Consider the following 14,016-nt stretch of genomic DNA (forward strand, 5'->3'; position numbering starts at 1 on the left):
GGTTGCCGACCTGAATACCGCGGGTGCTACGGGCACGGTGGTCTGGTACGGTGCTGCCTCGGGAGGCACGGCGCTTCCATCGACCGCATCGTTGAGCAGCGGCATGTACTATGCTGCGCAGATCGGCGATGGCTGCGAGAGCGTTTTGCGTACGGAGGTAAGCGTGACGATCACCGATACGCCTGCTCCGATCTTGACGGAACTAGCACAGACCTTCTGTGCGATCGACAGTGCTACGGTTGCCGACCTGAATACCGCGGGTGCTACGGGCACGGTGGTCTGGTACGGTGCTGCCTCGGGAGGCACGGCTCTTCCATCGACCGCATCGTTGAGCAGCGGCATGTACTATGCCGCGCAGATCGGCGATGGCTGCGAGAGCGTTTTGCGTACGGAGGTAAGCGTGACGATCACCGATACGCCTGCTCCGACCTTGACGGAACTAGCACAGACCTTCTGTGCGATCGACAGTGCCACGGTTGCCGACCTGAATACCGCGGGTGCTACGGGCACGGTGGTCTGGTACGGTGCTGCCTCGGGAGGCACGGCTCTTCCATCGACCGCATCGTTGAGCAGCGGCATGTACTATGCTGCGCAGATCGGCGATGGCTGCGAGAGCGTTTTGCGTACGGAGGTAAGCGTGACGATCACCGATACGCCTGCTCCGACCTTGACGGAACTAGCACAGACCTTCTGTGCGATCGACAGTGCTACGGTTGCCGACCTGAATACCGCGGGTGCTACGGGCACGGTGGTCTGGTACGGTGCTGCCTCTGGAGGCACGGTGCTTCCATCGACCGCATCGTTGAGCAGCGGCATGTACTATGCTGCGCAGATCGGCGATGGCTGCGAGAGCGTTTTGCGTACGGAGGTAAGCGTGACGATCACCGATACGCCTGCTCCGACCTTGACGGAACTAGCACAGACCTTCTGTGCGATCGACAGTGCTACGGTTGCCGACCTGAATACCGCGGGTGCTACGGGCACGGTGGTCTGGTACGGTGCTGCCTCGGGAGGCACGGCTCTTCCATCGACCGCATCGTTGAGCAGCGGCGTGTACTATGCTGCGCAGATCGGCGATGGCTGCGAGAGCGTTTTGCGTACGGAGGTAAGCGTGACGATCACCGATACGCCTGCGCCGACCATTGCGGATGCAGCACCCGTATTTTGTGCAAACGATAGTAAAACATTGGTAGATATACCAGTTGTAGGATCAAATATTACTTGGTATGATGCTCCGATAGGGGGAATGATGCTTCCCGCGTCGACGATACTTCAAAATGGCGTGACGTATTATGCGACACAACGGGTGGACGACTGCGAAAGCGTGGATCGCTTGGCCGTAACGCCTGTTGTCGAGAACTGCGCTGTTAGACTTAGCATCACCAAAGTTGCGAATGACACGCGTGTTCGTGCGGGGTCGTCGACAAGCTTCGATTTGACCATCACCAATTTAGGGCCAGGGCTGATTGAAAACGGCGACATTATTAGGTTAGCCGAGATGCCGAGCGCTGGTTTAACGATTACAGGCTATAGCATAACGAGTGGCAATGCGACTATCGCAGGAGCCGGAAATGCTGCCAATATAACTACAACCGGTACGATTGCGGTCGGCGGTATAATAACTGTTCGCGTGACGGCAACCGTCGGTGCAGATGCGCCAGCGACCGTGAGCAATGGCGTACGTGTTTGGGGACCTGATACGCCAGATACGGAAGATCCAGATGATGAAGACGAGACGCCTGAAATCCCTGTAGATAGAGATGCTAAATTGGGTATTCGTAAAGTTGCCGATCAGCCACGCGTCAAAGCGGGAGAATCCACCACGTTTACCGTGACCATAACCAATGAGGGGCCAGCAAGCATCTCTAGTGGCAAGGCTATACGACTGGCAGAGCTGCCAAGTGTCGGTCTAACGATCACGGGTTACGAAATTCTTTCCGGTAATGCGACCATAAATGGCAACGCGACCGCCGCGACGGTAACGACTTCCGATGTGTTGAATGTCGGTGCGGATATTGTGGTCAAGATAACCGCGGCAGTAGCTGCGGATGCTCCGGCAACAATCAGTAATGGTATTCAAGTTTGGGGACCTGATAAACCGGATACGGAAGATCCTGATGATGAAGATGAGACGCCGGAGATTCCAGTGGATCGTGAATCGAAGTTGCGCATTGAGAAGGTGGCGGACGAAATGAGGGTTAAGGCTGGCGAGGCCACAAGTTTCACAGTTACCGTTACCAATGATGGTCCAGCCGACATCGCTGTCGGTAGAACGATTAATTTAAGAGAACGGCCGGGCGTGGGTGTTACCATCCAAAGTTACAGCGTGATGGGAACAAATGCATCGATAATGGGCACAGATAATGCTGCCGTGCTGACTACAACTGAACCGATTCCTGTGGGCGGCACCATCATAGTGAAGATCGCAGCCCTAGTGGATGAAGACGCACCAGACAACATAACAAATGGAATCACGGTTTGGGGGCCGGATGAACCGGACACTGAAGATCCCGATGATGAGGACGATACCGATCCTATTCCAGTTGATCATCCTAGAATTCAAGCAATGGATGATTTTATAGAGGCCAAAGCTGCGGTGCCAGTAACAGTAAACGTCCTAGAAAACGATGTGGTTACTAAATGGGAGATTGATCCAAGCACGGTTGAAATTGTTTCCTTTACTCCGGGTTCTACGGTAATCCTGTTAGGGAATGGCGAAGTGAGCTATACCTCTTCCGTTGACTTCATGGGTGAAGACACCTTTATTTACCGCGTCAGAGATATCAAGGGGCGGTGGAGCAATCAGGCAACAGTCCATGTAGCTGTCTCCGAAAATCCGTTGGTAATTCCAAACGTAATCACGCCCAACGGCGACAATTTGAACGATAGGCTCGTCATTTTAGGCACCGAATCTTTCGACAGGATTTCACTGACCATAATCAATAGATGGGGCAATGAGGTTTATCGAAATGATAATTATAGAGGCGAGTGGGATGGAAGAGGTCTCAATGATGGTACCTATTTCGTGTTCGTACGTGCCATAAAAGGAGGTAACTCTACAGAAGTCAAGTCAACTGTTTTGATAAAACGAAATTAAGCGTCGATGAAAAATTATAGAATGAAGTCTTTGTTGGTATGCGCAGTCCTGTTTTGGAGTCTACACGGCAATGGACAGCAAAGTATACAATTTACGCAGTATATTTTTAACTCGATTAGTGTTAATCCCGCCTACACGGGCTACAAAGAGGAATGGTTTGCGCAGATGGGGCTGCGCAGCCAATGGACCGGGTGGGACGGTGCTCCACAAAGTGGATCGCTTTCCGTGGATGGCGTATTGGACCCCGTTAACAAACGGCATGGCGTAGGCCTGCAAGTTGCGATGGACAGGTTGGGGGCGCAAGATGCCACATCCGTTTATGCAAATTATGCCTTACGCCTGCAACTTGACAACGATGATACCCAGCGATTGGCGCTGGGGGTTGCTGTTGGTGCTACGCAGTATGGGCTAGATGGCAATAAACTGCGAGAGCTGGATCCAGGAGATGTGGTGATCCCAGCCGGGAAGATTACTAATTGGGCGCCAGATATACGTCTCGGTGTGTATTACTACAATCCAAGATGGTATGCAGGCGTATCCGTGCAGGATCTTTTTTCAGGAGCCGACAGTAATGATGAATTCCGTTTCAACGAAAACGCACTGGAGAGCCTCTACCGAAACGTAAATGCGTATTTAATTGCAGGGGCACTTTTCGAGTTGGAAGAGGGGCTGCACCTTCGTCCAAGTTTGCTAGTGAAAGACGATTTTAAAGGTCCAACTGCCATGGATATCAATGCGATGTTTATTTTCAATGATAAGTTTTGGGTAGGCGGAGGTTATCGGACACGGGCACGCCTATTTAATCGTGACTATTTCGATAACTCACCCGCAAAGCTCAGTTCGGTTAATGCGATTACTGGAATTGTCCAATTTTACGCCACCGAGAGGTTACGGATTGGCTATTCCTATGATGTGATGTTGAACAGGATGCGTGGATTGCAAAGTGGCACACATGAGCTCACATTGGGACTAACCTTCGGGCAGTCGTTCCGACAATTGTTAAGCCCGCGTTATTTTTAATTTTAAACAGAAAGATGATGAAGATTGTGATACGATATATTACCTTATTTCTTAGCATATCGGTTATCCATACTTGTGCACTTATGGCGCAAGAACAACCTAGCGTGCGGCAACGAGCTGATGGCTATTTTCTGCGGATGGAATATGCGAAGGCAGCACCCCTGTATGAAAAGCTGGTAGACACCAAAAAGCCTCGAGTGGTTGATGTAGAACGTATAGGCATGAGCTATCTTTATTTAAATGCCTACGATCTAGCGGAAAATTGGCTCGCGAGGGCTGCGTCAATGGAAGGCCACAGCAAAGAAACGGAACTTTCGTATGCCGAGGCGCTCAAGCATAACGGCAAATATGCCGAGGCCAAATCCGTTTTGAAGGGCCATGCAGAAAGCTATGGTATATCCGACGTGTTGACAAGGGAAATAGCTGGCTGTGACTCGGCCGTCGTATGGATGGCCAGCCCATTACCTTATGATTTGCGCAATGAGCGGGAAATAAACACTGATTTGTCCGAATTTGGCGCTGTACCGACATCAAATGGTGCTATCTATACCGCCGAACCAAAAATTACCTCGGTCGCCAAAAGTGGTATGACCGGCCAGCCTTATTTAAAGGTGTTTTCCGCCAGCAGAGACAATGCTTCCCTCACCCTACCGAATATTATGCCCTACAGTTACAACGATGCGGCATACCATGTTGGTCCTGTGGCGGTCAACAAGAATGAAGACATGCTTTTTGTTACACGCACCTATCCGGGGGATGCTGTTCAGCGTATCAAACAAGATGGCAAGCGCTTCCTCAAGCATAACCTCGAACTAAAGATCTACAAAAATCGCGGTAATAGCTGGGAGGAAGAGGAATTTCCTTACAATGATACCGAAGCCTATTCGCTCGGTCATGCGGCCTTGAGCGATGATGAACAGGTGCTTTATTTCGCTTCAAACATGCCGGGTGGCTACGGTGGAACCGATATTTGGTATGTGGAGCTGCAAAACGACGGTGCCTGGGGAACCCCACAAAATGCAGGCTCGTTGATCAATTCTGCAGGGGACGAACTTTTTCCAGCTATTTATGGTTCGAAAATGTATTACGCCAGTGACGGATTTCCTGGCATGGGCGGTTTGGATGTGTACGTTGTCGAAGGCGAGAAGTCCAATTTTCGGAATCGAAGAAACCTAAGATATCCACTTAACTCTGCTGCTGATGATTTTGCGTATGTCGTTATGGCTGATGATGATGATGCATTTTACGGCTACCTGTCTTCAAATAGGAAAGATGGAATGGGGGGGGATGACATCTATTCCTTCTACTTCGAAAAGCCAAAGATAAATTTAACGCTAAAAGGCTTTGTTTATGATAAAGCGACAAATTTAACATTGAGCGACACCCGCGTATCGTTGATAGGGGAAGATGGATCGGTGGTAAGCAGAACATCAAGCAATGCCGACGGTTCTTTCAACTTCGAGCTTGGCGTAGGTAAAGCATATACATTGACCGGAGAAAAAAATGGCTACATGGGCGATCCGACGGTCATTGCCGCGACCCGTCCAAATGCAGATACCATCATCCGTGCGGATGTCTATCTCTCCGCAATGAAACAAAGGGGCGATAAATTTGTACTGGAAAACTTATATTATGATTTTGACAAATCCCATATCCGGCCAGATGCTGCTTTGATATTAGATAAATTGGTGAGCGCTATGCGAGACAACCCGACGATGAAAGTGGAGCTTTCCAGCCACACCGACAGTCGAGGCAGCGATAAATATAATATGCTTTTGTCGGATAAGCGAGCAAAATCTGCCGTTGATTATGTTGTTAGTCGAGGCATTGAACGATCGCGGATAATGGCCAAGGGATATGGTGAAAGTCGACTGATCAATAAATGCAGTAATGGCGTGAAATGTACGCCTGCGGAGCATCAGGCAAATAGACGGACAGAAGTTGAGGTCTTAGAGTACTAAGGCAACGAACTTTATTTTAATAGATAAAAATCAGGGAAAGGACGATTTCCGCGCTCGGTGTGTATCGGTAGGTATATAAAAATCAGGTTGTCAAGGTTGCCAACCACAACATCGAATTGCTAAGTTTATGCTATATTGCATAGCAAATTGAAAAACATGATTCATCGCCTGCTATTGCTTATCGTTCTCTTTCCTACTCATCTGATGTTTGCGCAGCAATTGGCCTTTGAAAAAGATCCCGATAAAAATACAACCGCTACGTATACCGAGCTGATCGATTTTTATACCAGTTTGGCAAAAGATGATCCGCGAGCGCGTCTCTTGGAAGTTGGACCTACCGATATTGGCAGGCCTCTTCATCTTTTTGTTCTCTCGGCAGATCAAGTGTTCGAACCTCAAGCTGTAAAGCGCCAGAAAAAAACGGTGTTGCTTATCAATAACGGCATCCATCCCGGTGAACCCGAGGGGATAGACGCGTCTATGCTTTTTGTTCGTGAATTGTTGAGAGAAAATAAACTGCCGAAAGATGTGGTTATCTGTTTGATTCCTGTATATAACGTAGCAGGCATGTTGAACCGAGGGGTGTCGCGCGCCAATCAAAATGGCCCCGAAGCCTACGGTTTTAGAGGAAGTGCGCAGCACTACGATTTGAACCGCGATTTTATTAAGACGGATACGCGAAACGCGTGGTTGTTTCAACAGATTTTCCATACTTGGGATCCTGACGTTTTTTTTGATACACATACCAGTAATGGTGCAGATTATCAATATGTCATGACGCTCATTGCAACGCATCGCGATAAGCTAGACCCAGCGCTAGCTAAGTTCATGGAGCAGAATTTCACCCAGCCCCTCTACGCAAGAATGGCAACAGCGGGTTTTCCAATGGTTCCTTATGTGGATCCTAAAGAAGATACCCCGGAGTCGGGTTTAGTATCCTTTTTGGAAAGTCCGCGATATTCCACGGGATACGCTGCTTTGCATCACACCATCGGCTATATGCCAGAAACGCATATGTGGAAACCGTATGGAGATCGTGTTGCGGCAATGCGTGCGCTGATGCATGAGTTGCTGCATGCAACCGAAGCGCATGGTGCCGACTTAGTTGATCTTCGTCGGGCGGTGAAACGGCGCGTCCGCCAACAACAAGAGTTTACATTATGTTGGAAACTGGATGAGAAGCATGCAGAAAAGTTACCGTTCTTAGGCTATCAGGCAAGCTACAGGCCCAGCGAACTCAGTGGTTTTGCTCGTCTATACTACGATAGGTCAAAACCGACCACCATCGACATACCTTATTACGCTAGTTATATCCCCGATGTACGGGTAATCAAGCCTGCTGCCTACATTGTGCCACAAGCCTACGAAAAAGTAATAGCCTTATTAAAACTCAATGGGGTGCAGATGCATTCTTTGGAGAAAGACACATTGATAAGGGTAGAACAGTATTACATCGATCACTACAAAACAAGTGCTGCACCTTACGAAGGGCATTACTTGCACCGTGAGGTGCATGTAATGCCAGTTTCGAATGAACAAATGTTTTATAAAGGCGACTGGCTGATAAAAACGGATCAGGAAGCCAATAGGTATATTGTCGAAACTTTAGAGCCACAGGCTACAGATTCTTTTTTCAACTGGAATTTTTTTGATGCCATCCTCTCGCAAAAAGAATATTTTTCGTTATATATATTTGAAGAGGAAGCCGTTCGATTGCTGCAGGAGAATCCGGAATGGAGAAAAGAACTGGAGCTTGCAAAACAGCAAAATAAAGAACTTGCTGCAAGCGGACGCGCACAGCTTGATTGGATATACAAAAAATCTGAGTTTTACGAAAAGGGACACTTGCGGTATCCCGTTGGGCGGATTAAGCAGCTCGGACAAGAATGATCGGCTGCATAATCCGATCAAGGAAATCTTAAACTTGTAAGCGAATCGTTTTTAGAATAGGAGCTCTTTTAATGATGGGTCTTTGTCAAATACTCGTTTCGCATAAGGACATAGCGGCATAATCTTCACGTTCTTTGTTCGCGCAAATTCAATGCCTGCTTGTACGAGTTTTTTACCCAAACCTTGACCTTCATATCCCTCCAGCACCTGCGTGTGATCGATTATAAATTTGGCTTCTCCGGCCCATGTATAGGTCATCGTACCGGCTAAATTTTTGTCCACAAAGATGTCGAATTTTCCTTTTCGACCGTCCTCCTGTTTGATTTCGACCATGTTTTTTCTTTTAAAAATAGCCAAAACTTTGCAATTTTAAAAAAGTAAAGTGATCGTTCGTTTTTTTTTGCTATTGGCGGAGAGCAATCTCTTTTAACACTTGGTGGGCTTGGCGTTGCACCTCCAATTGGCTTTTAATCATTTGAACAATTTTTTCATCGATTTGGGATACGCTGTCCAAAACATTGCCGTAAACTTTTTCAAATACCTCTTCTTTTTCGTTGCAAGCGATAAGAATCCCTTTCCGTCCTTCACGATCAATCTCTCGGTATTGCCTTGTCCAAAGTTGGTACAAGGCGCCCTGTGATTGGGAACTCCCCCTAGCGGCGCCGGAATGTTGCTGATCCGCGAAAGGAGCTAGTTGCGATTTGAATTGCTGTGATTGTTGACCCAATTTTTCCAATATAGCGATTGCGTCAGCATCCTTGTCAGTATTTAAACCTTCCACTGCCTTTGCAAAGCTTTCGATGCGATCTGTGTTGATCATAACAAGATCATTGATCAGTTCGGCTTCTTTGTCCCTTAATCTTTCCATATACAGTCTTTTTAAAAAAAACAAATGAGCCTATCGATTTGTTGTCCCGCTGTGGATAAAGCGTATATTTAGAATGATATCTGCGTATAAGTACGTTTGTCAAAAATACGGATTTTGTCGACCTGACTCAGGGTTGATCTTCGTAGACTTAATCCAAAACTTTTAGTTGACGCTCTGACAGCAAATCGGTCGGTAGGAGAAACTCCCTGATATTGTTGCGCAGCGTCAACGATTTGGTTTTTTTAAAATTGTCAAGAACGATTCGCAGATCTTCCGCTTTTTTATCGTTGTAACCGAGGATAGAAGGAGCATTATACTGTACGGTTAAACGGAGAAAGCGTATTTCCATATTGTTGGGATCCTCTTTCACAGCTTGCTCCAGATAGTCCTTCCCTTTTTTGAATGCATTCAGTTTTTTCAATGGAGACTGCAGGTGCTCCGGCCATACCGCATAAAATGCACCGGCATACGCTCGCTCTATCGGGCTGAAAGTATCCATCCTGTTTATAAAGCTAATCTGTTTTTGGCAAACAGCGGCATCTTTCCTAGCGTAGGGATATTGTTGTCGAAATTGTTCTATATGGTCTTGGGCTTTGATGGGAGAACCGATAGGGATAACAAGTAAGAGAAAAAGTAATGATTTAATCATGGTTATGGTGTTATACAGAAATAACAACCAAACGCTTCGAATAGTTTTTTCTGTAAATAGAAAGGTCTACATGGACTGAATCGAAGGTAGATTGCTTCTGACGCTCTCTTTCAAATAAAATATATGCTGATCTACTATGATTTTATAGGTTTAAAAAAATGATGTAATAATGTTCTTCTAGAAACAGATTGGGTGCTAAAAATGTCGATTTCCCCGGGTCGCTGAAAATGGCATTGGGTAAGCACGTTGTTTCGCTAAGTTTCTGTAATTGCGTTAATATTTGTAGGTTTGATGCGAAAAGAAGCCTGAAATATGAAACGTCAATTAAAATTGTGGGATGCTGTCATGATTGTGATGGGATCGATGATAGGAAGCGGTATTTTTATCGTCAGTTCGGATATGATGAGGCAGCTTGGGTCGGGTTATTGGCTGATCATGGTGTGGGGATTGACCACATTAGCCACTATAGCGGCGGCTATTTGCTACGGAGAGTTGTCTTCCATGTACCCTCGAGCTGGCGGGCAGTATGCCTACCTTACTGAAATATTTGGAAGGATGACCGGTTTTCTCTACGGTTGGAGCCTCTTTGCCGTCATTCAGACAGGCACCATTGCAGCGGTGGCTGTAGCATTTGGAAAATTTACTGCCTATATATTTCCAGTGTTAAGCGATGCCCCTCCAATTTATGAAAACGGTAGTTTCATGATTACGTGGATGCAAATCGTTGCTATTGGCGTTATCATTTTTTTGACGTTTATCAATACCAGAGGACTTGAATCGGGCAAATTTGTGCAGTCAATCTTTACGGCTGCTAAGATCATTGCATTAGTCGCACTAGTCTTTGGTGGCTTGTACCTGATGAAGGTCAGCTTCTTTGCAGAAAATGTGCAATTTGGTTGGTCCGCTTTCCAAAATCTCACGGGGGATGGTTGGGTTCCGATAGATGGCCGTACATTGATGGCGGGGGTCGCGGCAGCCATGGTGGGAGCCATCTTTAGCAGCGTAGCTTGGGAAAATGTTACTTTTATCTCGGGAGAAATCCGTCATCCTGAGCGGAACGTAGTTCGCGCCATGGTAATCGGGACGTCGTTGGTCATGCTTCTTTATTTACTGTGCAATTACATTTACCTAGCTACCCTAAGCAGAGAAGAAATGGCATTTGCAGCAAACGATAGGGTAGCAGTGGCAGCTGCGGAAAAGTTGTTGGGCCACACCGGGACCATTATCATGGCATTTTTGGTCATGGTTTCCACGTTTGGCTGTGTGAATGGCTTGGTTCTCGCTGGCGCAAGGGTATTTCAGACAATGGCTAAAGATGGTCTTTTTCTGAGGCAAGCCATCCCGAATAATCAGCACGACGTGCCAGCAAGATCGTTATGGTTGCAGGGATTGTGGGCTTCATTGCTGTGCCTTAGTGGCCAATATGGCAATCTATTGGATATGGTTTCTTTCGTCATTGTGATTTTTTATATGATCACGGTGTTTGGAGTCGTGTACCAACGGTGGAAACACCCCAAAAAAGATCGTTCCTATCGCACCTTTTTGTATCCGATTCCCGTCATCGTGTATCTATTGGTTGGCGGGTTGTTTTGTGGTCTGCTCATTATCTATAAACAGCAATATACTTGGCCGGGATTGATACTCGTGCTCATTGGGATACCGATTTATTATTTAATCAATAACAAGAAGCCCAATACAGATAATTCCTGAATCTTTAAAAAGAATGTTTAAAACGGTAAATCGGGCAACGTTCGGGCAAAATGATCCAAAAATTTTTCCGGTAAATTTTCCATGAACCTCCCGAATAATATCCTGTGGTATAAAATTTGTATTGATATTCGGTAAAAAAGTAGTGTATTTTTTCCATGGAAACAACAGATTTGTCCCAGCTTATTTACCGTATAACAACCAAGCAGGAGCTTGATGACATTATTAATTACCGCTACTTCGGAGAGCGTGTGTTCGTTGACCCGCCTACCATGGAGATCGAAGCCAAAAATTTGATCAGGCTGGCCAACGATCTGTTTATATATGGAGAAGAAAATCGCAGCACCAAACAGTGTTTTGAAGATGAAGATGCAAGCGATTATACGTTCAAAGGGCCCTTCTGCCACGTTATGAATTATTTTTCCAGAAAGGTGGAGTTTATCAAAAATGGGGCTGATCCAGCCGAATATGGATCTGACGACTTGGAACACTTCTGCGATGATTCCGTCATAAACCCTATGGTCCATTTTGGAAATTTCACTATAGGACGTCGGTTTTAGCGATGCGTATGCTACGCATTGATTACTAAAGAGAAGAACATCCGCGTTGCAAACCTATTTGTTATTTAACATTAAGTTAACACTGGGTTTTTTAACTTGCAAGATGTTGACGATATTTATAAGCTTAGTTGCGGTATGTGCCATCATAGCCATGTTTAATATGGATTCTGCTAAGAAGGCAATCCTCTTTTTATTGCTGTTGTTGATTTGCGGGATGACGATTTATCTTTTCATTCACTATCCGGGTTGGTCTGCTATTGTCATTACGCTCATGATTATTGGTGGCATACGCTTTGGAAGAATTCGATAAGTTTTGCGCAGCAATAGATGCCACGATGGCTTGGTAATCAACTGCTACGGTAAAGGAATGTTTATGTATTGGTCGTATAGTTATGGAATATACGTTTAGAAAAGCAACGATTGCCGATCTTGGTCAAATTTGGTCAATTTTGGAAGATGCCATTGCGCGGAGAAAGGCTGATGGCAGTGAACAGTGGCAGGACGGGTACCCGAATCCTTCCGTGATTGCTAACGATATAGCATTGGGCCATGGCTTCGTCATGCTTGAAGACGATACGATCATTGGCTACACAGCATTATTGATAAGTAATGAGCCTGCCTATGCAGCGATCGAAGGTAAATGGTTGACAGACGACGAATTTGTAGTCTTCCACCGTGTGGCTATCGATGGGAAGAATTTAGGTCGCGGACTGGCCAAGCATATGCTTGCTTTTATCGAGCAATATGCGCTAAAACACGGTATCTATAGTATAAAAGCCGATACGAACTTCGATAACCAAGCGATGCTTCGAATATTTGAACGTGAAGGTTACCAGTATTGCGGCGAAGTGTATTTCCGTGGCAGTGCGCGTCAGGCATTTGAGAAAGTTATTGTACATTGACTCATTCTGCACGATAGAACGAGCCATGTATCGCCTTTAGTTAAAAAGCTTCTCCATTAAAGATATAGAAATTGGCACCCTCCTTGGTAAATCCCACATCGAAGCGGAGGTAGATATCTTTCTTGGGGAAGAGCAAATAACGTATACCCATTCCACCCGCGACACGGAGGTGGCGAGCTTGAAAACCACTCCAAGTAGGTGATACCGCACCAGCAGAGGCAAAGGCTGCGGCGCCAAGTCTTTTGCTGAAGGCAAATGGCAATATGCGGTATTCTGCCTGCGCGGCGAGGAGATTGCGATCGCGGTAACGACCAAGATAGTAGCCGCGCATCAAACGATCTCCGCCCAAAAGGGCCAACTGATTAAATGGAACATCCCCATGTACGAATTGACCGCGTAATTGCCAAGCAAGGACCTTGTTTTTACCAAGGGGATGGAAAGATCTTACTTCCATATTGACCGTACCAAATGAATGGTCGCTCAAAAATCCCCGAAACGTCTTTAGATAGGCAAGCTCCCCGAAAAGTCCTTCGCGCACATTCAACACATTATGGCGATTATCGTATACCATGCCGGCACCTATCCCTAGATTTTTTGTTCCTTCGCCGCCCGTAGGAATAGGATAAGGCGAGGCATTTGCCGGTTGTTCGAATTTGACACCCGAGAGCAATTGATAGTCCACCTCTGGGCCTGCAAAAAGATTATTTCTTATTTTGCGGAGTACACGTTGTTTGAACAAAACTTGGAAGGCGTCTACACGCGCTGGATGGTCTGCACCCGTCGCCGGCCCGATACCATAATAAGATAGTGGAAATTGCTGTATCTTCGTTTCGCCCAGAAAAAACCATTCATCTTGATCTCCATAGACCGCATTATCCAAAACAAGCCCGTACTGCCCCTTAAAGGTGAAAAATGTGAACGCCTGCAATTCACTTAATCTATTTAAGGTGTCTCCCTTTGCATAGGAAAGTTTCAATATAGAAGCGCCCAGCTCCACACCGGTCTCGGGAGCAGAAGCAAAGGTGGGATAAATCGTTAATGTTGATTGTTCCGCAGCAGTGGTATCATGAAGCACCGAATTGATATAGCGCCAAACCCATCCGTTTTTTAAACTTTGAGCGTTGATCGAATTATTGCAGAACAACAAAACAATGAAGTATGTATAAAGAATATAACGATTGAGCATCAGTAACCTTCTAATAGACAAGTTAAGCATAAAAGTAAACATATCAAGGAACAATATGAGTATGGAGATCGTATTTTTTTATTTTTTGACCAATCAATATCAAAAGTCATTTTTTTTTACTTCATGTAGCATGCTTTTCTCTACATGATAGCGTGGCGAACGTACTCCGACGGGTA

At 46.2% G+C, this 14,016-nt stretch carries 12 protein-coding genes; 8 read left to right on the forward strand and 4 right to left on the reverse strand.

Annotated features, from left to right (window positions below; all coding sequences use genetic code 11):
• From IE165_RS17925 to IE165_RS17940, 4 genes are all read left to right on the forward strand, one after another.
• The coding region (locus IE165_RS17925) for an Ig-like domain-containing protein (RefSeq protein ID WP_189628034.1) at positions 1-3,097 on the forward strand (3,097 nt) is incomplete at its 5' end.
• Between the two features lie 6 nt (positions 3,098-3,103).
• A complete protein-coding gene (locus IE165_RS17930) occupies positions 3,104-4,117 on the forward strand; it encodes a PorP/SprF family type IX secretion system membrane protein (protein ID WP_229826640.1) in 1,014 nt (337 codons plus the stop codon).
• A 14-nt stretch (positions 4,118-4,131) separates the two neighbouring features.
• On the forward strand, positions 4,132-6,078 hold the full coding sequence (locus tag IE165_RS17935) for an OmpA family protein (protein WP_229826641.1): 1,947 nt from the start codon (positions 4,132-4,134) through the stop codon (positions 6,076-6,078).
• Positions 6,079-6,234: 156 nt separating this feature from the next.
• Positions 6,235-7,968 carry a M14 family zinc carboxypeptidase gene (locus tag IE165_RS17940; protein ID WP_189628035.1) on the forward strand — a complete coding sequence of 578 codons (1,734 nt, stop codon included), beginning with the start codon at positions 6,235-6,237 and terminating at the stop codon, positions 7,966-7,968.
• Positions 7,969-8,019: 51 nt separating this feature from the next.
• On the opposite strand, the gene IE165_RS17945 is transcribed toward IE165_RS17940, so the two are convergent.
• From IE165_RS17945 to IE165_RS17955, 3 genes are all read right to left on the reverse strand, one after another.
• On the reverse strand, positions 8,020-8,301 hold the full coding sequence (locus IE165_RS17945) for a GNAT family N-acetyltransferase (RefSeq protein ID WP_189628036.1): 282 nt from the start codon (positions 8,299-8,301) through the stop codon (positions 8,020-8,022).
• 70 nt (positions 8,302-8,371) lie between these two features.
• Complete coding sequence (locus tag IE165_RS17950; RefSeq protein WP_189628037.1) at positions 8,372-8,836, reverse strand: hypothetical protein; 465 nt, start codon at positions 8,834-8,836, stop codon at positions 8,372-8,374.
• A 148-nt stretch (positions 8,837-8,984) separates the two neighbouring features.
• Entirely contained in the window at positions 8,985-9,485 is a 501-nt protein-coding gene (locus IE165_RS17955) for a hypothetical protein (protein ID WP_189628038.1), read from the reverse strand.
• A gap of 312 nt (positions 9,486-9,797) precedes the next feature.
• On the opposite strand from IE165_RS17955, the gene IE165_RS17960 reads away from it, so the two are divergent.
• The 4 genes from IE165_RS17960 (at position 9,798) to IE165_RS17975 (ending at position 12,654) form a co-directional block, all read left to right on the forward strand.
• The gene (locus IE165_RS17960) at positions 9,798-11,195 is read left to right on the forward strand and encodes an APC family permease (protein WP_189628039.1); all 1,398 of its coding nucleotides are present in this window, start codon (positions 9,798-9,800) and stop codon (positions 11,193-11,195) included.
• 155 nt (positions 11,196-11,350) lie between these two features.
• A complete protein-coding gene (locus IE165_RS17965; RefSeq protein ID WP_189628040.1) occupies positions 11,351-11,752 on the forward strand; it encodes a hypothetical protein in 402 nt (133 codons plus the stop codon).
• Positions 11,753-11,855: 103 nt separating this feature from the next.
• Entirely contained in the window at positions 11,856-12,062 is a 207-nt protein-coding gene (locus tag IE165_RS17970; RefSeq protein ID WP_189628041.1) for a hypothetical protein, read from the forward strand.
• 82 nt (positions 12,063-12,144) lie between these two features.
• On the forward strand, positions 12,145-12,654 hold the full coding sequence (locus IE165_RS17975; RefSeq protein WP_189628042.1) for a GNAT family N-acetyltransferase: 510 nt from the start codon (positions 12,145-12,147) through the stop codon (positions 12,652-12,654).
• Positions 12,655-12,694: 40 nt separating this feature from the next.
• Here IE165_RS17975 and IE165_RS17980 read toward each other — a convergent pair whose 3' ends face one another.
• A complete protein-coding gene (locus IE165_RS17980; protein ID WP_229826642.1) occupies positions 12,695-13,840 on the reverse strand; it encodes a BamA/TamA family outer membrane protein in 1,146 nt (381 codons plus the stop codon).
• Positions 13,841-14,016 lie beyond the last annotated feature (176 nt).

Origin of the sequence: Sphingobacterium griseoflavum (assembly GCF_014653155.1) — a bacterium.
Classification (GTDB): Bacteria; Bacteroidota; Bacteroidia; order Sphingobacteriales; family Sphingobacteriaceae; genus Sphingobacterium; species Sphingobacterium griseoflavum.

Bases quoted from the DNA above. Each gene is read 5' to 3' on its own strand.
- IE165_RS17940 (WP_189628035.1), top strand. From the start codon at position 6,235: ATGATTCATCGCCTGCTATTGCTTATCGTTCTCTTTCCTACTCATCTG.
- IE165_RS17965 (WP_189628040.1), top strand. From the start codon at position 11,351: ATGGAAACAACAGATTTGTCCCAGCTTATTTACCGTATAACAACCAAG.
- IE165_RS17960 (WP_189628039.1), top strand. From the start codon at position 9,798: ATGAAACGTCAATTAAAATTGTGGGATGCTGTCATGATTGTGATGGGA.
- IE165_RS17970 (WP_189628041.1), top strand. From the start codon at position 11,856: ATGTTGACGATATTTATAAGCTTAGTTGCGGTATGTGCCATCATAGCC.
- IE165_RS17955 (WP_189628038.1), bottom strand. From the start codon at position 9,485: ATGATTAAATCATTACTTTTTCTCTTACTTGTTATCCCTATCGGTTCT.
- IE165_RS17950 (WP_189628037.1), bottom strand. From the start codon at position 8,836: ATGGAAAGATTAAGGGACAAAGAAGCCGAACTGATCAATGATCTTGTT.
- IE165_RS17980 (WP_229826642.1), bottom strand. From the start codon at position 13,840: ATGCTCAATCGTTATATTCTTTATACATACTTCATTGTTTTGTTGTTC.
- IE165_RS17930 (WP_229826640.1), top strand. From the start codon at position 3,104: ATGAAAAATTATAGAATGAAGTCTTTGTTGGTATGCGCAGTCCTGTTT.
- IE165_RS17945 (WP_189628036.1), bottom strand. From the start codon at position 8,301: ATGGTCGAAATCAAACAGGAGGACGGTCGAAAAGGAAAATTCGACATC.
- IE165_RS17975 (WP_189628042.1), top strand. From the start codon at position 12,145: ATGGAATATACGTTTAGAAAAGCAACGATTGCCGATCTTGGTCAAATT.
- IE165_RS17935 (WP_229826641.1), top strand. From the start codon at position 4,132: ATGATGAAGATTGTGATACGATATATTACCTTATTTCTTAGCATATCG.